The following is a 22,097-nucleotide window of genomic DNA, read 5'->3' on the forward strand; positions in this document are numbered from 1 at the left end:
AAGATGATCCACCACGTCTCGATCCCGGCCAAGGATCCGCAAACCGTCGCCAAGGTGCTGTCCGAGCTGACCGGCTGGGCGGCGCGGCCGTTCATGGGGCCCGTCCCGGGCGCCATCATGTTGCTCGCCGAGGACGGCCAGGGCACGGCGATCGAGATCTATCCGGACGGGACCATCATCCAGCCCGGCGAGGGCGAGGTGCAGGGCCACATGACCCGCACCGAGAGCCAGGCCTATTTCCCCTTCCACTTCCTGATGACCCTCGACATCGATCCGGCCCACGTGAAGGCGGTGGCCGAGCGCGCCGGCTGGCGCTGCCTGCAATGCTGGCGCGGCCCGCCCGGCAAGCCGCAGTTCGAGCTGATCGAGTTCTGGATCGAGAACCGGCTGATGGCGGAGATCGCCACCCCGGCCATGGCGCAGGACTACATCCGCCTGGCGAACGCCGCCGGCCACGACAAGCTGATGGCGGAACTGCGCGCGGCCTCGGCGCCGGCCTGAGGCCGGGCGCTATTCGTCGGCGATGGCGATCTCGACGGCGTCGAGCAGCTCGTCGCGGCTGAACGGCTTGGCGACGAAGGTCGAGCCGGGGACGCCGAAGGTCTTGAACGAGGCGCGGCTCGCCTCGCCGCTGATGTAGACGACTGGGAAATCGGAGCGCAACGAGCGGGCGAAGCGCGCGACGTCGAAGCCGGTGACCCCCGGCCCGAGGTTCACGTCGAGGACGAGGCCGTCATAGGAGACGTCGGTCAGGCGGGCGAACGCCTCGCGGTCGGTGCCCACGCAGTCGAGCGCGAAACCTTCTTCCGAGAGGATGTCGGCGAGGAGCTCGCAGATGGCGTTGTCGTCGTCGACCACCAGCAGCCGTCGGCTCACCTGTACGAAACGCGCCGCCGCAGCCGCCATGCCGTCCCTCCGATGCACCGGCGCGGCCGTGGGAGCGGGCCGCGTCGGGTACCCGACTTAGTTGCAGCGGAAGCGATTGCAAGCGGGAACTGAAGTTCCCTGCGCAGATTCAACCTGCGGACGAACCTGCGGAAAATATGTCGGTTTTGGCGGCGGGGGCCGGCGCCTCAGCCCTCCTGCCGCCCCTCCCGTTCGAACCGACGGTTGGCCTCGCCCCAGCCGAAGGCCTTCATGAAGGCGTCGACATAGGCGCCCGCCTTGGCGCCGTAGTCCATGGCGTAGGCGTGCTCGTACATGTCCAGGGCGAGCAGCGGCGCGCCATCGGCGAGGCTCATAGTGTGGTCGGCGGCCCAGACGTTGACGAGGCGCCCGTCACGCCGGCTCCAGGTGAGCAGCACCCAGCCGGAGCCGCCGCCCAGGGCCTTGCCCATGGCCGCGAACTCGGCGACCCAGCGGGCATGGCTGCCGAAATCCCGCTCGATCGCGGCGCCAAGGCCCGGCGCCGGCGCTCCGCCGCCGGCCAGGCCGGCGAAGTAGAGCTCGTGCAGGATCATCGAATTCCAGGCGAGCAGTTCTTCCCGCTTGAGGCCATTCAGCCGATAGCCGGGCATGGCGGCGGGATCCTGGCCGGCGACCTCGGCGCGGATCGCGCCCAGGCGCTTCACAGCCCCGGCGTAGTTGTTGTCGTGATGGCTGACGAGCAGGGCCTCGGAGAGGCCGGGCACGCGCTTGGGATCGAACGGCAGCGGCCGCGGCGCGAAGCCCGGCGTGGCCGGCTGCGATCGGGCGGCGGGCGCGGACGAGACGCCCCCCGCCGCGAGCACCGCGCCGGCGACGAGCTGGCGGCGATCAAGATTATTCCTCATGTTTTCCATGGGCTTCCTCCTAGGAGCTGATGACGTGGACAAGCACGCCCGCCGCGGAACTGGCGACGAGCAAGGGGATCATGCCGACCTTGAATCGAAAGGCGGCGACAGCGGCGACGAGGGTGAGAAGGCCGCTCGCCAGGTTGAGCGAGGCGAGGTCCGGCAGTTGCAGCGCCAGGCCGGGGATCGGGACCATCCGCGCGAACAACACATGCAGGGCGAACCAGACCGCCAGGTTGAGGATCACGCCGACCACCGCCGCGCCGATGGCCGCCAGCGCCGCGGCGAGCGCGCGGGCGCCGCGCAGCGCCTCGACGAACGGCGCCCCCAGGAAGATCCAGAGGAAGCACGGCGTGAACGTCACCCAGGTGGTGAGAAGCCCGCCGAGCACGCCGGCCAGCACCGGCGGCAGGCCCGTGGCGCCGCGGAAGGCCGCCAGGAAGCCGACGAACTGGGTGACGATGATCAGTGGGCCGGGGGTGGTCTCGGCCATGCCGAGGCCGTCGAGCATCTCGCCTGGACTGACCCAGCCATAGGCGCTCACCGCCTCCTGGGCCACATAGGCCAGGACGGCGTAGGCGCCCCCGAAGGTCACTACCGCCATCTTCGAGAAGAACAGGGCGATGCGGCTGAACACGTGGTCCCAGCCGAGCGTCCAGCCGAGCGCGAGGACCGGCCCCCACCAGAGCACGAGGAGAAGGGCGCAGACCGGCAGGCTGGCGCGAAGGTCGATGCGGGCGTGGGCGGGCGTCTCCTCCCCGAGCACGGTGTCGGCGTCGTCGACCTCCTGCGTGGCCGCGGGACCGTGCCCCTGCCCTGCCCGGAAGGCGGCGAGCCCCCAGCGGCCGCCCAGGAACCCGATCGCCCCCGCCGCGCCGATCACCGCGGGGAACGGCGCGCCGAACACGAAGAGCGCCACGAAGGCGCTCGCCGCCAGGGCGATCATGAGGGGGCTCTTCAAGGCCCGCCGGCCGACGCGGAGCACGGCCTGGATCACCACCACGAGCACGGCCGCCTTGAGGCCGAAGAACAGGCCCGTGACCACGCCGAGCCGCCCGTAGAGGGCATAGAGCACGCTCAGCATCATCAGGGTGACGAGCCCGGGCAGGACGAAGAGGACGCCCGCAACCACCCCGCCGCGCGTCCGGTGCATCAGCCAGCCGATGTAGATCGCGAGCTGCTGGGCCTCCGGGCCGGGCAGCAGCATGCAGAAGTTGAGGGCCTGCAGGAACCGCCGCTCGCCGATCCAGCGCCGCTCCTCCACCAGGATGCGGTGCATGACCGCGATCTGGCCCGCCGGCCCTCCGAACGACAGCAGGGCGACCCGCGCCCAGACCTTGACGGCGTCCTTGAAGGCGACCGGAGCCGGAGGGGGCTTCACGCTGGCCTGCATGGGCGCCCCTGCAGCTCGTCGAGAAGCGCCGACACGTGGCCGTCCAGCGCCGCGCGAGCGGCCGAGGCGACGCCAAGCCCGGTCAAGGTCAACCCTGAGAGGCCCCGCCGACGACTGAGGGCGCAGGGAGAAAGGGTGATGGGGGAAATGGCGTTTCGCCAGACCAATGCGCTCACTCCAAGCGGAGGTGCGCGGTGGTTGGGCCGAAGCCTGACCGGGACACCGCTTCATCCCGGTGCTGCCATGGCTAAACCTGCGCGGCGGTGCGGGCAAGGGCTTCGTGGAACGCCGTGCGGCGACCCTGAGAATGTGAGCGTGGCCGGATGATCTGCGCTCGACCGGCCGTTGTAGGTCCTCGGGGGGCGCTTCTTCCGATAGCCAGGAGCGCTAAGACATGCGGACCAAACTCATCCTGATTTCGCTGGCGGCGGCCGGCGGCCTCGCCCTTGCCGGCAGCGCCCAGGCGCAGCTTCTCGGCGGCGGCGGCGGCCTCACGGGCGGGCTCACCGGCGGCGTGAGCGGGAACCTGGGCGGCGGCCTCGGCGGCCTGAGCGGCGGACTCACCGGCGCCGGGGCGGGCAGCCTCACGGGCGGACTGACCGGCTCGGCGGCGGGCGACGTCACCGGCGCGGCGCGGGACACCGTCGGCGCGACGCGCGGCCGGGCGACCCGCACGGCGCGCCGCGCGGCAGCGGCTGGCCAGACGGTGGCCGGCGAGGCCAGGGACACCGCCGCGGGCGCCGCCACGGGCGCCGCGAACGGCGCGGTCAGCGCCGGCCAGAGCCTGGCGGGCGCGGCGCAGAACGCGGACGTCTCGGCGGATGGCTCCGGTTCGGCCGACGCGGCGGCGAGCTCTTCCGCCTCCCAGCACGGCGCTCATCAGGGCGCTCATGCCGCTGGCTCCGGCCAGGCCTCGGGCTCGGCGAGCGCCGGCAAGACGGGCGCGTCGGTCAGCGCCTCGGGCGGGGTCTCCGCTTCCGGCTCGACGGCCGGCTCGGGCCCGAACTGACAGGTCGGGCGGGAGGCCGCGGCGACGCCGGCCTCCCCTGCTCCGGCCCCCTATTCCGGCACGGCCTCGATGATCACGAACGCCTGGGCGTAGGGGTGGTCGTCGGTCAGCGACAGGTGGATCACCGGGCGATGGCCGGCCGGGACCATGGCCGCCAGGCGCTCGGCCGCGCCGCCGGTGAGCGCCATGGTCGGCTGGCCGCTGCGCATGTTGACCACGCCCATGTCGCGCCAGAAGACGCCGCGCCGGATGCCGGTGCCGAGCGCCTTGGCGCAGGCCTCCTTGGCGGCGAAGCGCTTGGCGTAAGAGGCGGCGCGGTCGGGCTTGCGCTCCGAGCGGGTGCGCTCGATCTCGGTGAAGCAGCGCCGCGCGAAGCGCTCGCCGTAGCGGGCGAGCGTCTGCTCGATGCGGCGGATGTCGGAGAGGTCCGAGCCGATGCCGAGGATCACGCGGCTCTCTCGGCGCGTGCGGCGTCCATCAGGGCCCGCATCCGCTGGATGGCGGGGCCGAGGCCGATGAAGATCGCCTCGCCGATCAGGAAGTGGCCGATGTTGAGCTCGACGACCTCGGGGATGGCGGCGATCGGCTTGACCGTCTCGTAGTCGATGCCGTGGCCGGCGTGGACCTCGAGGCCGAGGCGCGCGGCCTCGCGGGCGGCGGCCTGCAGCTTGCCCAGCAGGGCGGGCGCCTCGCCGCTGCGCTCGCGCACCGCGTCGCAGTAGGCGCCGGTGTGGAACTCGACCACGGCCGCGCCCGCCTTGGCGGCGGCGGCGACCTGGGCCGGGTCGGCGTCGATGAAGCAGGAGACCCGGATGCCCGCCGCGGCCAGCCGGCGAACGACCGGGGCGATGCGCTCGAAGCCACCGGCCACGTCGAGGCCGCCCTCGGTGGTGACCTCCTCGCGGCGCTCGGGGACCAGGCAGGCGGCGTGCGGCCTGTGGGCGAGCGCGATGGCCTCCATCTCGTCCGTCACCGCCATCTCGAGGTTGAGCGGTCGGCCGCGCTTGCGGGTGATCTCGGCCAGGGCGTCGATGTCGGCGTCGGAGATGTGCCGGCGGTCTTCGCGCAGGTGGGCGGTGATGCCGTCGGCCCCGGCCGCCAGCGCGATCTCGGCGGCGCGCACGGGGTCGGGATAGCTGGCGCCGCGGGCGTTCCTGACGGTCGCCACGTGGTCGATGTTCACGCCCAGTCTCAGCTTCGACACCTGACGCCCTTCCCTGCTCAGCCCCTACGGCGAGGCTCTTTAGATAGGAACCCCGTACGAGACGAGAACCAAGGTCGGGAAGAAACCACGGATTCCGCCGATTGCCCGGATTTGGCGCGTCAGCCCTTGAGGCGCTTGGAGCCGGGTTCCTCGGCGGGGATGGCGGCGAGGTCGGCGGGGATCTCGTCCGGGGCGAAGGAAGGCACGTCGACGGTGGCCAGGGCCACCAGCGGGAAGCCCACCTGCGCCTTGCCGCCCGAGCGGTCGACGATGCAGGCGCAGGCGATCACCTCGCCGCCGGCCTCGACGATGGGCTCGACGGCCTCCTTGAAGGAGCCGCCCGTGGTGATGACGTCCTCGACCACCACGACCTTGGCGCCCGGCGCGATCTTGAAGGCGCGGCGCAGGCGGAAGCGCCCCTCCTCCCGCTCGACGTAGAGCGAGGGCACGCCGAGCCAGCGGGCGGTCTCGTAGCCCGGGATGATGGCGCCCACGGCCGGGGCGACGATGACGTCCGGCTTGCCGACCTCGGCCTCGATCTTCTCGGCCAGGGCCTTGCAGAGCCGCGCCGTGCGGTCGGGGAACTGGAAGACCAGGTTCTTCTGCAGGAACATCGGCGAGTGCCGGCCCGACGCGAGGATGAAGTGGCCGGTGCGCAGGGCGCCGGCGCCGCGGAACTCGTCGAGGACGTCTTCGGTGGTCATGGGCTGGCTCATGGCCGCTCCGAATAGAGCGGTTCTGGGCGCAGGTGAAGCGGTCAGGCCTTGATGCGGTCGACCGTCTCGACGCTGGGATTGGCGCGCAGGGCGGCGGCGATGTGCGTCAGGTGGCGGGCGTCGTTGACCTCGACGTCGATGTCGACGTCGAAGAAATCCTGCTGCCGGTGGTGCATGCGCAGGTTGATGATGTTGCCGCCGGCCTCGCCGATCAGGGTGCAGACCTGGCCGAGCACGCCCGGCGCGTTCTTGATGGTGGCGGTCAGCCGCGCACGGGCGATGGCGTTGCGCTCCGCCTCAGGCGTCCACTGCAGGTCGCGCCAGAGCTCCTCGCGGTCCTCGAACTCGGCGAGCTGCTCGCAGTCGATGGTGTGGACGGTGAGGCCCCGGCCGTCGCTCTCCAGGATGCCGACGATGCGGTCGCCCGGCACCGGCGAGCAGCACTGGCCGAAGTGGATGCTGACGCCGGGCGTCAGGCCGCCGCCGCGGACGTACAGGCGCGCCTGGTTGCCGCCCTCGATCCGCCGGCGGGCGGCGGCGGCCTCCTTCTCGGAGGCCTTGAGGCCGGGGAAGATCGCCTCCAGCACCTGCGGCGGGGCGATGCGGCCGCGCCCGACCGCCTCGAAGAGGGCGTCCTCGGTCTGGGCGGCGAAGCGCTCCAGCACCGGCCGCAGGGAGACGTCCTTCAGCGGCTTGCCGACGCTCTCGAAGGTCTGCTGGACGGTGGCCCGGCCGAGCCTCGTGAACTCTTCCTTCTCGGTCTGGCGGATGTGCCGGCGGATGGCCGAGCGGGCGCGGCCCGTGACGGTGAGCGAGCGCCAGTCGGGCGGCACCGCCGGCTTGCCGCCGCGGATCACCTCCACCACGTCGCCGTTGGAGAGCACGGTGCGCAGCGGCTTCAGCTCGCCGTTGATCTTCACGCCCACGGTGGTGTCGCCGATATCGGTGTGGACGGCGTAGGCGAAATCGAGCGCCATGGCCCCGCGCGGCAGGCTGACCAGGCGGCCCTTCGGCGTGAAGACGAAGACCTGGTCGAGGTACATCTCGAGCTTGGCGTGCTCGACCAGCTCCTCGGCGTCGCCGCCGTGCTCCAGCACCTGGACGAGGTGGCGCAGGTTGACCAGCGGATCGCGGCCGCCGGCCTGCTTCTGGTGCTCGACGTCGAAGCCGTATTCTTCCTCGCGGTTCTTGTAGCGCCAGTGGGCCGCGACGCCCTCCTCGGCCACCCGGTCCATGGCCTCGGTGCGGATCTGCATCTCGATGCGCATGCCGCGCGGACCGACGACGGTGGTGTGCAGCGAGCGGTAGTTGTTGCGCTTGGGCGTCGAGATGAAGTCCTTGAACCGCTCGGGCACGCTCGGCCAGGCGCGGTGGATGACGCCGAGGGCGCGGTAGCAGTCCTCCTCGGTGTCGACGATCACCCGGAAGGCGTAGATATCGGAGAGCTGGGAGAAGCCGATCGACTTCCTCTGGAGCTTGCGCCAGATCGAATAGGGATGCTTCTCGCGCCCGAAGACGCGGGCCGGGATGCCGGCCGTGTCGAGCCGGGCGGCGATCTCCTGGCTGACCAGGCTGACCGCCCCGCCCTGCTGCTGTCGCAGGGTCTCGAGCCGGCGAAGGATGGCGTTGTGGGCCACCGGATTGAGGTGCTCGAAGGCCAGCTCCTCGAGCTCGGTGGTCATGACGTGCATGCCGATCGAGCGGGCCAGCGGGGCGTAGATGTCGAGCGTCTCGCGGGCGATGCGCTCGCGCTTGGCCGGATGCTTGATGAACTGGAGCGTCCGCATGTTGTGCAGGCGGTCGGCCAGCTTGACCATCAGGACGCGGACGTCGCGGGAGATGGCGAGGATGAACTTGCGGAGGTTCTCGGCCTGCCGCAGGTGCTCGGAGGAGAGCTCCAGCTTGGAGAGCTTGGTGACGCCCTCCACGAGCTCGCCGATCTCGGCCCCGAACAGTTCGTCGATCTCGGCCCGGGTGACCGGGGTGTCCTCGATCACGTCATGCAACAGGGCGGTGACGATGGTCTGGGTGTCGAGGCGGTAGTCGGTGAGGATCCCCGCCACCTCGATGGGATGGGCGAAGTAAGGGTCGCCCGAGGCGCGCTTCTGCGCGCCGTGCATGCGCATGGCGTAGACGTAGGCCCGGTTGAGGAGCCCTTCGTCGGCGGTGGGGTCGTAGGAGCGGACCTTTTCGATCAGCTCGAACTGGCGGAGGAACTTCGGCCGGGCGGTAGACGCCTTGGCCGTATCCTTCGCAGCATCCTTGGTGGGGGCGGCGGGAAGCGCCGCCTCCGTAGTGAGAGGGTCTGCGCCTTCGGGGCTCAGTACCGCTCCTCCTGGCCGCCGTCACGGTCGCTCTGCAGGGCCCGCACCAGCTCCATCTCGCTCATCTGCGTATGGGTCGGGTCGGCCAGCAGGGCCAGGGTCTCGGCCTCTTCCTCGGCCTCCGAGCGCTCGTCGACGCGCTGCAGGGTGCCGATCACGCCTTCCCGCAGCTCCTCGGGATCGACCACGTCGTCGGCGATCTCGCGCAGGGCCACGACCGGGTTCTTGTCGTTGTCGCGATCGACCAGGATCTGCGAGCCGGCGGAGATGCCGCGCGCGCGATGGGCCGCCAGCAGCACGAGGCCGAAGCGGTTGGGAACCTTCTCGATGCAATCTTCGACGGTGACGCGAGCCATGGAGTCCTCAAGGCGGGGATAGAACCGGCGAAAATAGAGGCTGGGGACAAATTGTGCAATGCCGCAAAGGCCGCGGCCGCGCCCCAGGGGACCACGAAAGACACGAAAGACACGAAAGGGCGGTGCGCGCTGGGCCGAAGGCCCCATCAGATTCGAGGCGTTGCAGGACGATCTCGCTCGCTGGCGCTCGCAGGGCGTCTTCGTGGCTTTCGTGGCTTTCGTGGTTCAAACCGGTTCGGCGTCGCGGCCGACGGCGGCGGAGGCGGCGAGCTGGGCGGCGGTCCGGCCGAGCACCGGGTGTGTCCAGCCCGGCGCGATCTCGGCCAGGGGGCCCATGACGAAGCGGCGCTCGTGGGCCCGGGGATGGGGCAAGGTTAACCTAGGGGCATCCTTCACCTCCCGCCCGTAAGCGATGAGGTCCAGATCGAGCGTCCGCGGGGCGTTCCGCACGTCGCGCATTCTGCCGAAGTGGCGTTCGATGGAAAAAAGCGCCTCCAGCACCGAATCCGAGCCCGCCTTCGCCTCGACAAGGGCGACGCCGTTGCGATACTCAGGACCCTTCGGGTCGGGCCAGGCGGCGGACCGCCACCAGCTCGATCGCTCCAGAACAGGCAGACCAGCCTCCGGGAACCGCGCCAGAGCCGCCTCCAGCAGCGCTTCGGACGAAGCGAAACCGCCGGCCACATTACTGCCGAGCGCCACGACCACGAGGTCGTCCAGCTCCGCGGGCCCCGCATTTAGGAATTTCGATCTAATGACGTTTTATCCCACGGACCGGCTGGCGCTCTTCATCGACGGGGCGAACCTCTATTCGGCGGCCAAGAGCCTCGGCTTCGACATCGACTACCGCAAGCTGCTCGAGGAATTCCGCAAGCGCGGCATCCTCGTGCGCGCCTACTACTACACCGCCCTCGTCGAGGATCAGGAGTATTCGCCGATCCGCCCGCTCGTCGACTGGCTCGACTACAACGGCTACCGCCTCGTCACCAAGCCGGCGCGCGAATATGTCGACAGCCAGGGCCGCAAGCGCTGGCGCGGCGACATGGACGTCGAGATCGCCGTCGACATGATGGAGATGGCGGAGACGGCCGATCACCTGGTGCTGTTCTCCGGCGACGGCGACTTCCGGGTGCTGGTCGAGGCGGTTCAGCGCAAGGGCTGCCGGGTGACCGTGGTCTCGACCGTGAAGTCCACCCCGCCGATGGCCTCCGACGACCTGCGCCGCCAGGCCGACAACTTCGTGGACCTCGCCGACCTCTCCGAGATCATCGGCCGGCCCTCCCGCCTGCCGCGCTTCATCCAGGAGAGCCGGACGAGCGAGCGCGACCGCCACCACGACGACGAGGCCGATGCCGACGCCTAACGCGCCCGTGCAGGCCAACAGCTCCGCCCGAGACTGCCCGCCCGAGGCGCCCGCCGACTGTCCGATCTGCCCGCGGCTCGTGGCCTACCGCGCCGCGAACGCGCAGGCCCATCCCGACTGGTTCAACGGCGCCGCGCCCTCGTTCGGCGACGCGGCGGCCCGGCTGCTGGTGGTGGGCCTCGCCCCCGGCCGCACGGGCGCGAACCGCACGGGCCGGCCGTTCACCGGCGATTTCGCCGGGGTGCTGCTCTACGAGACGCTGATCAAGCTCGGTTTCGCGCAAGGCCGCTACGAGGCCCGGCCCGACGACGGGCTGAGGCTCGTCGACTGCATGATCACCAATGCGGTGCGCTGCGCCCCGCCCGGCAACAAGCCCGAGACCGTCGAGGAGGCCAACTGCCGGCCGTTCCTGACCAGCCGGATCGCCGCCCTGCCGAACCTGAAGGTCATCGTCACCCTTGGCGACGTCTCGCGGCGCAACGTGCTGCGGGCCCTGGGGCTGAAGGCCAGCGCCGGGGTGGCCGGCCACGGTTCGGAGTTCCAGGCCGGCCCCTACACGGTCCTCAACAGCTACCACTGCTCAAGGCTCAACACGAACACCGGGCGGCTGACCGCGCCGATGTTCGAGGCGGTGTTCGAACGGGCCCGCCAGCTCATCGACGCGTAAACGGAGATCCCATGCGCCGCATCGTTCCTGCCGCCATCGCCCTGGCCGCCCTGGCGACCGCCGCCTCCGCAGGAACCGCGCCGCCGAAGGTCGATCCGGCGTTGCACGACCAGGCGCTGGAGATCCTGACCAAGGGGATCGCCTTCAAGACCGTGGAAGGTGCTGGAAACACAGTCGCTTACGCGAACTACCTGAAGGGCGTCCTGGTCGCCGCGGGCTACAGGCCCGAGGAGGTGACGGTCGAGCCGATGTTCGGCACCGCGGCCCTCGTCGCCCGCTATCCCGGCAAGGACCCGAAGAAGAAGCCGCTGGTGATCTCGGGCCACATGGACGTGGTCGCCGCCAAGCGCGAGGACTGGGTGCGCGACCCCTTCACCCCGGTGGTGGAGAACGGCTGGATATATGGGCGCGGCGCGGTGGACGATAAGTTCGACGTCTCGATGGTGGTGGCCGAGCTCGCCAAGCTGCGCCGCTCGGGCTGGAAGCCGGGCCGCGACGTGGTGCTGGCGCTCTCCGGCGACGAGGAGACCACCATGCGGACGACCGCGGTGCTCGCCGACCGACTGAAGGACGCCGAGCTGGTGCTCAACACCGACGGCGGCGGCGGGGCGCTGATGGAGGGCAAGCCCCTGCCCTACGGCGTGCAGGGCGCGGAAAAGACCTACGCCGACTTCAAGCTGACCTTCACCGATCCGGGCGGCCATTCGAGCCGGCCGACGCCGACCAACGCCATCTATCGCCTTGCCAAGGCGCTGGACCGGGTGGCGGCCTATCGCTTCCCGACCCAGCAGAACGAGATCACCAAGGCGGCCCTCGCCGCGGAAGGCGCGGAAGTGGGCGGGCCGATCGGCGAGGCGCTGAAGCGGTTCGCGGTCAATCCGAACGACCAGCAGGCGGTCGAGACCCTGTCGAACGACCTCGACTACAACCCGACCCTGCGGACCACCTGCGTCGCCACCGAGATCGAGGGCGGCCACGCGCCCAACGCCCTGCCGCAGAAGGCGACGGCCAACATCAACTGCCGGATCTTCCCCGGCACGCCCTCCGAAGAGGTGCGCAAGACCCTGCTGAAGGTGGTGGACGATCCGAGCGCGACGCTGACGCGGGCCGACGACGGCTCGATCGACAGCCCCGCCTCGCCCATGCGGCCCGACGTGATGGCGGCGGTGGCCAAGGCGGTGCACGCCCGATACCCGGGCCTCGCCATCGTGCCGAGCCAGGACGCCGGCGCCTCGGACAGCATGTACTTCCGCGCCAAGGGCATCCCCAGCTACGGCGTCTCGGGCCTGTTCATGGAGCAGGGCCAGTCGTTCATCCACGGGCTCAACGAGAAAGCGCCGGTGGCCGGCATCGACGGCTCCCTCGCCCACTGGGACAGCCTGCTGAAGGACCTGGCGAAGTAGGCGCTAGGAACGCGTCCAGTAGTGGTAGCGCCAGACGGGGTTGAGGCCGGCTGAGCGGTAGAGGCTGCGGGCGGGGTTCTCCTCGGTGACCTGCAGGACCACCCGGTCGATCCCCCGCCCCTGCGCCTCGCGCCCGAAGGCGGCCAGGATGCGGCCGGCCAGTCCCTGACGGCGCGCGTCCGGCGCGGTGCGCATGCCGTGCACGCCGATCCAGCCGTGGTTGAAGGTGACGACGCCGCAGGCCACGGTGCGATCGCCCTCGCGCACCGCCCCAAACAGGGCGTCGGGCGAGCGGGCGAGGTTGCGCACCCGCGCCGCGCCCTCCTCCGGATCGAAGCCCTCGCCGGTGAAGCAGGCGGCCCAGGCTTCGTCGGGGGCGGCGAGCAACTCGGCCGGCCGGTCGCTGAGCGTCGTCAGGCCGGCGGCGGATCCGGTCTTCATGATCGTCGGGGTCTCGGCGCGGTAGCCGCGGCGGATCAGCTCGTCGCGCACCGGCGCGAGGCCAGGCGTCTCGGCCAGCCGGAAGGCGGGCGGCAGGCGGATCGCCCCATAGATCTGCTCGACGTCGGCGACGGCCTCGGGATCGGCGTCGTGGACCAGAGGGGCGGCGCTCTTGGCGCGGCCGATGGGGCCGGCGTCGAGCGGGACCAGCCAGCCCGCCATCTCGACCACCCGCTCGGGCGCGACCGCCGCCACCACCGAGCGCTCCAGGCTCTCGATCTCAGCGGCGGAAAGCACCTAGCCCTTGTCCCGCAGCAGACGCGCCTTGTCCCGCTGCCAGTCGCGCTCGGCGGACGTCTCGCGCTTGTCGTGGAGCTTCTTGCCCTTCGCCAGGGCGACCTCGAGCTTGGCGATGCCGCGGTCGTTCCAATAGAGCTTGGTCGGGATGATGGTGCGGCCTTCGCGGCGCACCGCCCCGATCAGCTTGTCGATCTCGCGCCGCTTGAGCAGCAGCTTCCGGTGGCGGCGCGGCTCGTGGTTGAAGTAGGGCCCGGCCTGGGCGTAGGGCGGGATGTCGGCGTTGACGAGCATGATCTCGTCGCCCTCCACCGCCGCATAGCTCTCGGCGATGTTGGCCTTGCCGTTGCGCAGCGACTTCACCTCCGAGCCGGTGAGCATCAGCCCGGCCTCGAAGGTGTCCTCGAGAAAGTAGTCGAACCGCGCGCGGCGGTTCTCGGCGATCAGCTTGCCGGCCATCTCAGAGCAGCCCGATCTCCCGCATGGCGGCGGTGACCTCGGCGCGGGAAGCTTCCGAGCAGGGCACGATCGGCAGGCGGGCGTCCTCGGCGCAGAGGCCGAGGGCGGAAAGCGCGAACTTGGTGGGCGACGGCGAGGCGTCGGTGAACAGGGCCCGGTGCAGGCGCACGAGCTGGTCCTGGTGGTAGAGGGCCGTGGCCCAGTCGCCCGACAGGGCGGCGTTGTAGAAGGCCGAGCACTGCTCGGGGGCGACGTTGGCGGTGACCGAGATGCATCCGTGGCCGCCGTGGGCCATGTAGCCGAGGCCCGTGCCGTCGTCGCCCGACAGCATCACCCAGTCCTCGCCGCACATCAGCCGCTGGAAGCTGGCCCGCATCAGGTCGCCGGTGGCGTCCTTGACCCCGATCATGTTGGGCAGCTTGGACAGCCGCGCGAGGGTGTCGTTGGAGATGTCGACGCTGGTGCGACCGGGCACGTTGTAGATCAGCACCGGCAGCTGCACCGCGTCGTTGATGGCGCGGTAGTGGGCGTAGAGCCCCTCCTGGCTCGGACGGTTGTAGTAGGGCGTGACCACCAGGGCCGCGTCGGCGCCGATCGCCTTGGCGTGGCGGACGAGCTCGATAGCCTCCTCGGTGGAGTTGGAGCCGGCGCCGGCGACCACGGGCACGCGGCCGGCGGCGGTCTTGACGCACAGCTCGACCACCCGGCGGTGCTCGTCGTGGCTCAGGGTGGCGGTCTCGCCGGTGGTGCCGACCGGCACCAGGCCATGCACGCCGCCGGCGATCTGACGCTCGACGAGCCTAATGAAGGCCTCTTCGTCGACGTCGCCGTCGCGGAAGGGCGTGACGAGCGCCGGAAAGACGCCTCGGAAGAGAGGTTCGGACATTTTACGCAAATTGCCGTGAAGGGGCCGCTTGTTAAGCGAAATTCAGATTTGGCGCGACAATATGGGGGAGTGGGCCAAGCCCGCAATGTCCGTATCTTCCCATTGAGGGGCTTCAGTCCGTTGGGGGACTCCGTGATCAACGCCAAGGCTCGCAAGGCTCTCCTGGTCGCCGGCAGCGTGCTCGTCGCCGGCACGGTGGCGCAGGCGCAACCGGTGGATCCAATTGGGGATCTCCTGCAGAGCGCGCCGCAGGAGGCGCCGGTGCAGGCGGCCGCGGTGGTGCACGCCGGCGCCGGCACCCTCAGCGTCAACGACGTGACCCTGCTGCGCAGGGCGATCGATTCCGCCCGCCGCGGGGACGTGAACGGCGCCCGCGCCGCGCGCGACGGCCTTTCCGATTCGCTGGCCCGGAAGGTCGCGAGCTGGGCGCTGGCCGACTACGACGGCGAATCGATCGGTTTCTTCGAGGTCGACCAGGCGCGGCGCGAACTCGCCGAATGGCCGCGCGCCGCCCGCCGCCAGGTGGCCGCCGAGCGCCTGCTGGAAAGCTCCGGCAAGTCGCCGGCCCAGATCGTCGAATGGTTCGGCGGCGCCGACCCGCAGACCGCCCAGGGCGCCCTCGCCCTCGCCTCGGCCTACAAGATGCTCGGCCGCCAGGCCGAGGCTGCCGCGCTGGTGCGCAACTGGTGGCGCAACAAGAGCTTCGATGCGGACACCCAGCGCAACATGCTGGGCCGCTTCTCCGACGTGCTGACGCCGGAGGACCATGTCCGCCGGGCCGACATCCTGCTCTACGCCCCGCAGAGCCAGGCGGCGCGGGACATGATCGCCCTGCTGCCGGCCGACTGGCAGGCGGCGGCGGCGGCCCGTATCGCCCTGCGCGCCAACGCCGAGAACGGCCAGGAGCTGGCCGCCGCCCTCCCCGCCTCGGTCGCCAATTCGCCCGGCGTCGCCTTCGAGCGCGCCGCCTATCTGCGCCGCCACAACCTCGACAGCCTGGCCCAGGCCCTGGTGAAGGACTTCCCGCGCGACGTCTCGACCCCCGAGGCCGCCAAGGCGATCTGGGACGAGCGCCGCCAGCTGGTGCTGACGGCCATGAAGGCCGGCGACTTTCGCGCCGCCTACGAGGCCGCCGATTCCGGCCTGAGCGACGGCACCCAGGCCGCCGAGGCCGAGTTCGTCGCCGGCTGGATCGCCCTGACCAAGCTGCACGAGCCGGAAGCGGCGGCGAAGCACTTCGCCACCATCGACCGGGTCGGGGTGACGCCGATCACCCGCGCCCGCGCCCTCTACTGGCAGGGCCGCGCCGCCGAGGCGCGCCGCGACCGCAAGAGCGCCGACCAGTTCTACGAGGCCGCCGCGGTCCACAAGACCGCCTTCTACGGCCAGCTCGCCGCCGAGAAGCTCGGCCAGCGGCTGACGCTGTCCACCGATCCCGAGATCACCCCCGCCGACCGGGCGCGCTTCGAGAGCCGCGGCGCGGTGCAGGCCACGCGCCTGCTCTACGACCTCGGCTACCGCGACCTCTACCGGACGTTCGTGCTGAATCTCGACGACATCCTGCCCTCCACCCAGGAGGAGGCGCTGCTCGTCGACCTGGCCCGCGGCTACGGCGACCAGGAGCTGAGCATGAAGGCGGCGCGCGGCGCGGCCCAGCGCGGCTTCATCCTGCCGCAGCGGGCCTATCCCTACCTGACGCCGCCGGAAGCGCCGGGCGCGGCCGAGCCGGCCTTCGTCCTGGCCATCACCCGCCAGGAGAGCGACTTCGATCCGCGCACCCGCTCGGGCGTCGGCGCGCGGGGGATGATGCAGCTGATGCCGGCCACCGCGGCGATCGTCGCCAAGAAGATTGGCGTCTCCTACTCGTCCTCGATGCTGGACGACCCGGACTACAACATGCGGCTGGGCTCGAGTTTCCTCGGCCAGCTCGTGGACCGCTTCTCGGGCAGCTACGTCATGGCCGCGGCCGGGTACAACGCCGGGCCCGGGCGTCCGGCCCAGTGGGTGAGCTGGTGCGGCGACCCGCGCGGCGGCTCGACCGATCCGGTGGACTTCATCGAGTGCATCCCGTTCTCCGAGACGCGGAACTATGTGATGCGGGTGATGGAGAACACCCAGGTCTATCGCGCCAAGATGAACGGCGGCTCGGCCCCGGTGACGCTGATGAGCGACCTCAAGCGCGGCAGCTACAACTACGCGGCCTCGAACCTCGGCAACGGCACGGTGGCGGCGAACTAGCCACCGGCCGGCCCAGGCCGCCCTAGTCGACGACCATCCCGTTCATCAGCCCGTCGAGGGTCAGGGCGATGAGTTCGTCGCGGTCGGCCCATTCGAAGTTCGGACGGGCGGCGATCAGGGCGACGACGCCGTGGCAGGCCATCCAGAGCACCTGGGCGGCGGAATCGGCGGTGCCGTTGCGCAGCCGGCCCTCGGCGGCGATCTCGCGCACCACGCCGGAGAAGACCACGTAGCACTGGGCCGCGGCCTCGGACTCGGCGTCCACCGGCCAGGTCCCGGCCGGACGCGGCACCGAATAGACGAGCTGGTAGGCGTTGGGATGGGCGATGCCCCAGCGCATGTAGGCGTCGAGCATCATCCGCGTGCGCTGGACCGCGTCGATCGGCTTGGCGGCGATCTCCCGGTTGCGCTCGAGCAGGGTGGTGAACACCCGCTCGCAGATCTCGAGCAGGATGGCGCTCTTGTCGGGGAAGTGCATGTAGAGCGCGGTGGAGGAGACCCCCACCTCGTCGGCGATCTTGCGGATCGTGGCGCCCTCGTAGCCCTCGGCCACGAAGATGCGCTCGGCCGCCTCGAGGATCTCCGCGCGCCGAAGATGGCCGTCGCCCTTGGCCTTGCGCGTCGAACGCCTCGCCGTGGTTCCTGAAGCCGTCACCTGAATCTATCCAATTCCACCCCGAATTGCCGTTACCCGAACCCAAATCGGCCGAAGTGACAAGGTGTTACTTGGCGTCACCCTTGGTCCCTTAGGGCGACGGGGCCGATCTCCGGCCCGTCCCGCCGCCGCCCGGCCGGGGCTGGACGAGGCGCGCGCGGACCCGTAAGGCCGCTCCCATGACCGCCCGCGCGCCCACCGTCGCCGCCGCCCCCGCCGTGATGCGGACCAAGGGCTGGGGCGACTACGCCCTGCTGGACTCCGGCGACGGCCGCAAGCTGGAGCGCTACGGCCCTTATTCCGTCGTGCGGCCCGAGCCGCAGTGCCTGTGGTCGCCGAGGCTGCCGCAGTCGGCGTGGGACGAGGCCGACGCGGTGTTCGAGCCGGCCGACGAGGACGAGGCCGGCCGCTGGCGCTTCACCGGCAAGACGCGCGAGAGCTGGCCGCTCGCCTGGGACAAGGTGAAGTTCCACGGCCGGTTCACCAACTTCCGCCACCTCGCCTTCTTCCCCGAACAGGCGGCCAACTGGGAATGGTTGAGCGAGCGGATCCGCGGCGCGAGGACCACGGGCGGCCAGCCGCGGGTGCTCAACCTATTCGGCTATACCGGGGTGGCCAGCCTCGCCATGGCGGCGGCCGGGGCGGCGGTGACCCACGTGGACGCCTCCAAGAAGGCGGTGGCCTGGGCGCGCGAGAACGCCGAGCTGTCGGGCCTGGCCGACCGGCCGATCCGCTGGATCACCGAGGACGCGCGCAAGTACGTCCAGCGCGAGGCGCGGCGTGGATCGAAGTACGAGGGCGTCATCCTCGACCCGCCGAAGTACGGGCGCGGCCCTGGCGGCGAGGTCTGGCGGCTGTTCGAGGACCTGCCGGAACTGGCCCGGCTCTGCGGCGAGCTGTTGTCGGACCAGGCCTCGTTCCTGGTGCTGAACGCCTATGCCGAGCGGATCAGCGGCGCGGCGCTCTCCGGCCTGCTCGCCGAGGTGCTGAAGGGGCGCGGCGGGACCATCGAATGGGGCGAGCTGGCCCTCGTCGAGGACGCCGGCGACCGGCAGATCGGCATGAGCTTCTTCGCGCGATGGGCGACGTGAGGGGGGCCTCGTGAGCGGCCGCATCACCTCGCTGGCCAATCCGACGGTCAAGGCCGTCCGCGCCCTGCACCTGCGCAAGGAGCGGGACGAGACCGGCCTGTTCGTGGCCGAGGGACTGAAGAACGTCACCGAGGGCGTCGAGCAGGGCCACGCGCCGCACATCCTGATGTACGGCCCCGAGGCGGCCAGCCATCCGCTGCTGAAGAAGGCGGTCGAGGCGACGCGCGCCACCAGGGGCGAGGTCATCGAGGTGACCGAGGCGATCCTCGCCAAGGTGTCGCGGCGGGACAATCCGCAGGCCGTGGTCGGCGTCTTCCGCCAGACCTACCGGGGCCTCGACCAGATCGATCCGCGCACGGCGCCCTGCTGGGTGGCGCTGCACCGGGTGCGCGACCCGGGCAACCTTGGCACCATCGTGCGCACGGCCGACGCGGCCGGCTGTGGGGCGGTGATCCTGGTCGGCGAGTGCTGCGACCCGTTCTCCGTCGAGGCGGTGCGGGCGACCATGGGCTCGATCTTCGCCGTACCCCTGGTCAGGGCCAGCGAGGCCGAGTTCGCCGGCTGGCGCGCGAACTGGCCGGGTTCGGTGGTCGGCACCCTGCTCTCGGCCAGCGTCGACCATCGTTCGGCCGCCTACCAGAAGCCGGCCCTGATCCTGATGGGCAACGAGCAGCAGGGCCTGCCGCCGGAGATGGCGGGGCTGTGCGACGTCAATGTGAAGATCCCCATGCGCGGCCGGGCCGACAGCCTGAACCTCGCCGTGGCGACCGGGATCATGATCTACGCCGCCACCTGAGGCGTCACAGAACGCGCCCCTGCCCCGTCCTAGAGCCAACCACGCAATGGAGGCTCTCATGACCCAACGCATCAATCTCTACGCCGTCGGCTTCAAGGCGGTGGAGCCGCTGGCCAAGATCGCCACGCCGCCCGAGCTGGAGGCCATGGGCCTGGAGCACCGGCTACAGGAGCTGGTGAAGATCCGCGCCTCGCAGATCAACGGCTGCGCCAACTGCCTGCACATGCACACGAGCGACACCCTGAAGGAGGGCGAGCGCCCGGAGCGCATCTACCTGCTCAGCGCCTGGCGGGAATCCCACATGTTCACGCCGCGCGAGAAGGCGGCGCTGGGCTGGACGGAGGCGCTGACCCGGATCGCCGAGACCGGCGCGCCGGACGCCGACTACGAGGCGCTGAAGGCCCACTTCAGCGACGAGGAGATCGTCGCCCTCACCCTGCTGATCGGGGTGATCAACACCTGGAACCGCCTCGCCGTGGGCCTGCGCGTCGTGCACCCGAACGACAAGAAGCTGGCGGCTTAGATCCCCCCTCACGGGGAGCATCTGGGGCTCAGGTCCCGCGCGGCTTGGCCCGGGTCGTCGGGGCGGCCGCGGCCGGGTCCTCCGGCCAGACGTGCTTGGGGTAGCGGCCGCGCATATCGGTGCGCACGTCCTTCCACGAGCCCTTCCAGAAGCCCGGCAGGTCCTTGGTGGTCTGGATCGGGCGGTGGGCCGGCGAGAGTAGCGCGAGCGTCAGGGGCACGCGGCCGCCGGCGACGCTCGGATGCTCGGCCAGGCCATAGACCTCCTGCACCCGGACCTCGACGCGCGGCCCGCCCTCGGCGGCGTAGTCGACGGCGAAGCTGTTGCCGGTGGGCGCGGTCCAGCGGGCCGGCGCCTCGGCCTCGAGCCGGCGCTGCAGGTCCCAGGGAATCAGGCTGCGGATCGCCCCGTCGAGCACGTCCGCCTTGAGCCCCGAGAGTGCGCGGTGGCCCGGCAGCAGCGGGGTCAGCCACTCGTCGAGCCGGGCGATCAGGGCCGCGTCCGAGAGGTCGGGCCAGGCCGCGTCGAAGCCGCGCAGGAAGGCGGCGCGCTGGCGCAGGGACTGGATCGCCTCGCCGAGCGGCAGGGCCTTGAGGCCGTCGGCGCGGACGCGGTCGGCGAGCGCATGGGCGATGAGCGCCGGGTCCGGGTCTTCCACGAGGGTCTCGCGGATGGTCAGGCGGCCGAGGCGCAGGATGCGCTTGGCGCGCAGCTTGCCGCCGCCGCTCTCCTCCAGCCGGTCCTCCTCGGCGAGCTGGCCGGCGAAGGCGTCGAGGATCTCGGCCTCGGTCAGCGGCGCGGCCAGCAGGATGCGATCGCGGCGCTCGCCGCCGCCCAGCTCGCCGACCGCCAGCCAGGTCTCGCGGGCCAGGGCGTCGGTGGGCTCGAGGAAGGCGCCGCGGCCGGAGGCGAGCTGGAACTCCCCCTGTGGCCCGCGGGCGCGGGCGACGCGCTCGGGATAGGCGTAGGCGAGCAGCAGGCCGTCAGAGAGCAGATCGCCCCCGCCCGCCCCCGCTTTCGGCTTGGCGAGACCCGCCCAGCGGTCGGCGAGCGCACGGGCGTCGCGGGCGCGCGGGCTGCGGTCGCGCTCCAGGCCTTCCAGCCGATGGGTCAGGTTGGCGTCGCGGCCGCCGAGCCCCCGCTCGGACAGGAGGGCGGCGATGCGGGCGGCGCGCGGGCCCTGGCCGTGCTCGGCGGCCTTCAGCACCATGTGGGCGAGGCGTGGGGCGAGCGGGAACTCGGAGAGGGCGCGGCCGTGCGGTGTCAGGACGCCCTCGCCGGTCAGCGCCTCCAGCCGGACGAGCAGGCCGACCGCCTCGGCGTAGGCGGCGGCGGGCGGCGGGTCGAGGAAGGCGAGGTCGCGCGGGTCCTTCGCACCCCAGCGGGCGAGGTCGAGCGCCAGGCCCGAGAGCTCGGCCTCCAGGATCTCCGGATCGGCGAAGGCCGGCAGGGACCGGGTCTCCGGCTCGTCCCACAGCCGGTAGCAGACGCCGGGCTCGGTACGGCCGGCGCGGCCGCGGCGCTGGTCGGCGGCGGCGCGCGAGACGCGCACGGTGGCCAGGCGAGTGAGGCCGCTGGCCGGATCGAACTTCGGCACGCGGGCGAGGCCGGCGTCGATCACGACGCGGACGCCCTCGATGGTCAGGCTGGTCTCGGCGATGGAGGTGGCGAGCACCACCTTGCGCTTGCCGGCCGGCGCCGGGCTGATGGCGCGGTCCTGGTCCCGGGGATCGAGGGCGCCGTAGAGCGGGGCGATCTCGACCTCCGACCGGCGCAGGCGCTCTGCCAGGCGCTCGGCGGTCCGCAGGATCTCCCCCTGCCCCGGCAGGAACACGAGCACCGAGCCGGTCTCCTCGGCGAGGGCGCGCTCGACGGCGCGCACGACCTGGTCCTCCAGGCGCTGGGCGGGATCGCGGCCGAGGTAGCGGGTCTCCACCGGGAAGGTGCGGCCATGGCTCTCGACGACCGGCGCATCGTCCAGCCGGCGCGCGACGGCCGCGCCATCGAGGGTCGCCGACATGACCAGCAGCCGCAGGTCCGCGCGCAGCACCCCCTGGGCGTCGCGGGCCAGCGCCAGGCCGAGGTCGGCGTCGAGGCTGCGCTCGTGGAATTCGTCGAAGATCACGCAGGCGACCCCGGCAAGCTCGGGGTCGGAAAGGATCATGCGGGTGAAGACGCCTTCGGTGACCACCTCGACGCGGGTGGCGGCCGAGACGCGGGACTGCATGCGCACCCGGTAGCCGACGGTCTCGCCGACCTTTTCGCCGAGGGTCTTGGCCATCCGCTCGGCGGCCGCGCGGGCGGCCAGCCGGCGGGGCTCCAGGACGATGATCTTCCCCGTCCCGCGCCAGGACTCGCCCAGCAGCTCCAGCGGCACGACCGTGGTCTTGCCGGCCCCCGGCGGAGCGACCAGCACCGCGGCGTTGCGGCCGTCGAGGGCGGCCTTCAGCGCCGGCAGGGCGTCGTGGATGGGGAGCAGATCGGCCAAGGCGAGGAGACGGGGT

Annotated in this window: 23 protein-coding genes; 9 read left to right on the plus strand and 14 right to left on the minus strand. The window is 71.4% G+C overall.

The features are described 5' to 3' along the window. Positions 1-3 precede the first annotated feature (3 nt). Complete coding sequence (locus DJ017_RS13795) at positions 4-501, plus strand: hypothetical protein (protein ID WP_111529258.1); 498 nt, start codon at positions 4-6, stop codon at positions 499-501. 9 nt (positions 502-510) lie between these two features. Here DJ017_RS13795 and DJ017_RS13800 read toward each other — a convergent pair whose 3' ends face one another. The 3 genes from DJ017_RS13800 to chrA all read right to left on the minus strand — a co-directional run bounded on the left by DJ017_RS13800 (position 511) and on the right by chrA (position 3,165). After that, positions 511-906 carry a response regulator gene (locus tag DJ017_RS13800; protein ID WP_111529259.1) on the minus strand — a complete coding sequence of 132 codons (396 nt, stop codon included), beginning with the start codon at positions 904-906 and terminating at the stop codon, positions 511-513. A 167-nt stretch (positions 907-1,073) separates the two neighbouring features. After that, positions 1,074-1,781: a superoxide dismutase gene (locus tag DJ017_RS13805; protein WP_227000144.1), complete on the minus strand. Its 708-nt coding sequence runs from the start codon at positions 1,779-1,781 to the stop codon at positions 1,074-1,076. Positions 1,782-1,791: 10 nt separating this feature from the next. After that, positions 1,792-3,165, minus strand: coding sequence for a chromate efflux transporter (chrA, locus tag DJ017_RS13810; RefSeq protein ID WP_111529260.1), 1,374 nt, complete (start codon positions 3,163-3,165; stop codon positions 1,792-1,794). A gap of 394 nt (positions 3,166-3,559) precedes the next feature. On the opposite strand from chrA, the gene DJ017_RS13815 reads away from it, so the two are divergent. Further along, positions 3,560-4,174, plus strand: coding sequence for a hypothetical protein (locus DJ017_RS13815; protein ID WP_111529261.1), 615 nt, complete (start codon positions 3,560-3,562; stop codon positions 4,172-4,174). 50 nt (positions 4,175-4,224) lie between these two features. Here the strand turns inward: DJ017_RS13815 and acpS are convergent, their stop codons facing one another. From acpS to folK, 6 genes are all read right to left on the minus strand, one after another. Beyond that, complete coding sequence (gene acpS / locus DJ017_RS13820) at positions 4,225-4,623, minus strand: holo-ACP synthase (RefSeq protein WP_111529262.1); 399 nt, start codon at positions 4,621-4,623, stop codon at positions 4,225-4,227. Next, positions 4,620-5,378, minus strand: coding sequence for a pyridoxine 5'-phosphate synthase (locus DJ017_RS13825; RefSeq protein ID WP_111529263.1), 759 nt, complete (start codon positions 5,376-5,378; stop codon positions 4,620-4,622). Before DJ017_RS13825 ends, acpS begins: the two co-directional genes overlap by 4 nt. Before the next feature lie 119 nt (positions 5,379-5,497). After that, a complete protein-coding gene (pyrE, locus tag DJ017_RS13830) occupies positions 5,498-6,082 on the minus strand; it encodes an orotate phosphoribosyltransferase (protein ID WP_111530107.1) in 585 nt (194 codons plus the stop codon). Between the two features lie 53 nt (positions 6,083-6,135). After that, entirely contained in the window at positions 6,136-8,418 is a 2,283-nt protein-coding gene (locus DJ017_RS13835; protein WP_111529264.1) for a RelA/SpoT family protein, read from the minus strand. Beyond that, on the minus strand, positions 8,415-8,774 hold the full coding sequence (rpoZ, locus tag DJ017_RS13840) for a DNA-directed RNA polymerase subunit omega (RefSeq protein WP_111529265.1): 360 nt from the start codon (positions 8,772-8,774) through the stop codon (positions 8,415-8,417). The genes DJ017_RS13835 and rpoZ overlap by 4 nt, the downstream gene beginning before the upstream one ends. A gap of 225 nt (positions 8,775-8,999) precedes the next feature. Then, entirely contained in the window at positions 9,000-9,482 is a 483-nt protein-coding gene (gene folK / locus DJ017_RS13845) for a 2-amino-4-hydroxy-6-hydroxymethyldihydropteridine diphosphokinase (RefSeq protein ID WP_111529266.1), read from the minus strand. 46 nt (positions 9,483-9,528) lie between these two features. Here folK and DJ017_RS13850 point away from each other — a divergent pair, with 46 nt between their 5' ends. The 3 genes from DJ017_RS13850 to DJ017_RS13860 are packed head-to-tail and all read left to right on the plus strand — an operon-like array spanning position 9,529 to position 12,207. After that, positions 9,529-10,137: a LabA-like NYN domain-containing protein gene (locus DJ017_RS13850; RefSeq protein ID WP_111529267.1), complete on the plus strand. Its 609-nt coding sequence runs from the start codon at positions 9,529-9,531 to the stop codon at positions 10,135-10,137. Then, positions 10,124-10,804 carry a uracil-DNA glycosylase gene (locus DJ017_RS13855; protein WP_111529268.1) on the plus strand — a complete coding sequence of 227 codons (681 nt, stop codon included), beginning with the start codon at positions 10,124-10,126 and terminating at the stop codon, positions 10,802-10,804. The genes DJ017_RS13850 and DJ017_RS13855 overlap by 14 nt, the downstream gene beginning before the upstream one ends. A gap of 11 nt (positions 10,805-10,815) precedes the next feature. Next, positions 10,816-12,207: a M20/M25/M40 family metallo-hydrolase gene (locus DJ017_RS13860; RefSeq protein ID WP_193540002.1), complete on the plus strand. Its 1,392-nt coding sequence runs from the start codon at positions 10,816-10,818 to the stop codon at positions 12,205-12,207. Between the two features lie 3 nt (positions 12,208-12,210). Here the strand turns inward: DJ017_RS13860 and DJ017_RS13865 are convergent, their stop codons facing one another. The 3 genes from DJ017_RS13865 to dapA are packed head-to-tail and all read right to left on the minus strand — an operon-like array spanning position 12,211 to position 14,290. Beyond that, positions 12,211-12,945, minus strand: coding sequence for a GNAT family N-acetyltransferase (locus DJ017_RS13865; RefSeq protein ID WP_111529269.1), 735 nt, complete (start codon positions 12,943-12,945; stop codon positions 12,211-12,213). Continuing rightward, on the minus strand, positions 12,946-13,404 hold the full coding sequence (gene smpB, locus DJ017_RS13870; RefSeq protein WP_111529270.1) for an SsrA-binding protein SmpB: 459 nt from the start codon (positions 13,402-13,404) through the stop codon (positions 12,946-12,948). It lies immediately after the preceding gene. Position 13,405: 1 nt separating this feature from the next. Then, entirely contained in the window at positions 13,406-14,290 is an 885-nt protein-coding gene (dapA, locus tag DJ017_RS13875) for a 4-hydroxy-tetrahydrodipicolinate synthase (protein ID WP_111529271.1), read from the minus strand. 132 nt (positions 14,291-14,422) lie between these two features. On the opposite strand from dapA, the gene DJ017_RS13880 reads away from it, so the two are divergent. Next, entirely contained in the window at positions 14,423-16,528 is a 2,106-nt protein-coding gene (locus DJ017_RS13880; protein WP_227000145.1) for a lytic transglycosylase domain-containing protein, read from the plus strand. A gap of 22 nt (positions 16,529-16,550) precedes the next feature. Here the strand turns inward: DJ017_RS13880 and DJ017_RS13885 are convergent, their stop codons facing one another. After that, positions 16,551-17,183, minus strand: coding sequence for a TetR/AcrR family transcriptional regulator (locus DJ017_RS13885; RefSeq protein WP_111529272.1), 633 nt, complete (start codon positions 17,181-17,183; stop codon positions 16,551-16,553). A gap of 179 nt (positions 17,184-17,362) precedes the next feature. On the opposite strand from DJ017_RS13885, the gene DJ017_RS13890 reads away from it, so the two are divergent. The 3 genes from DJ017_RS13890 to DJ017_RS13900 are packed head-to-tail and all read left to right on the plus strand — an operon-like array spanning position 17,363 to position 19,593. After that, positions 17,363-18,274, plus strand: a complete 912-nt coding sequence (locus DJ017_RS13890) for a class I SAM-dependent methyltransferase (protein ID WP_111529273.1) — start codon at positions 17,363-17,365, stop codon at positions 18,272-18,274. A 10-nt stretch (positions 18,275-18,284) separates the two neighbouring features. Further along, the gene (locus DJ017_RS13895) at positions 18,285-19,070 is read left to right on the plus strand and encodes a TrmH family RNA methyltransferase (protein ID WP_111529274.1); all 786 of its coding nucleotides are present in this window, start codon (positions 18,285-18,287) and stop codon (positions 19,068-19,070) included. Positions 19,071-19,128: 58 nt separating this feature from the next. Next, on the plus strand, positions 19,129-19,593 hold the full coding sequence (locus DJ017_RS13900; protein WP_111529275.1) for a carboxymuconolactone decarboxylase family protein: 465 nt from the start codon (positions 19,129-19,131) through the stop codon (positions 19,591-19,593). A 28-nt stretch (positions 19,594-19,621) separates the two neighbouring features. On the opposite strand, the gene hrpB is transcribed toward DJ017_RS13900, so the two are convergent. Continuing rightward, positions 19,622-22,072, minus strand: coding sequence for an ATP-dependent helicase HrpB (gene hrpB, locus DJ017_RS13905; protein ID WP_111530110.1), 2,451 nt, complete (start codon positions 22,070-22,072; stop codon positions 19,622-19,624). Positions 22,073-22,097: the final 25 nt, after the last annotated feature.

The organism is Phenylobacterium soli (assembly GCF_003254475.1).
GTDB lineage: Bacteria > Pseudomonadota > Alphaproteobacteria > Caulobacterales > Caulobacteraceae > Phenylobacterium > Phenylobacterium soli.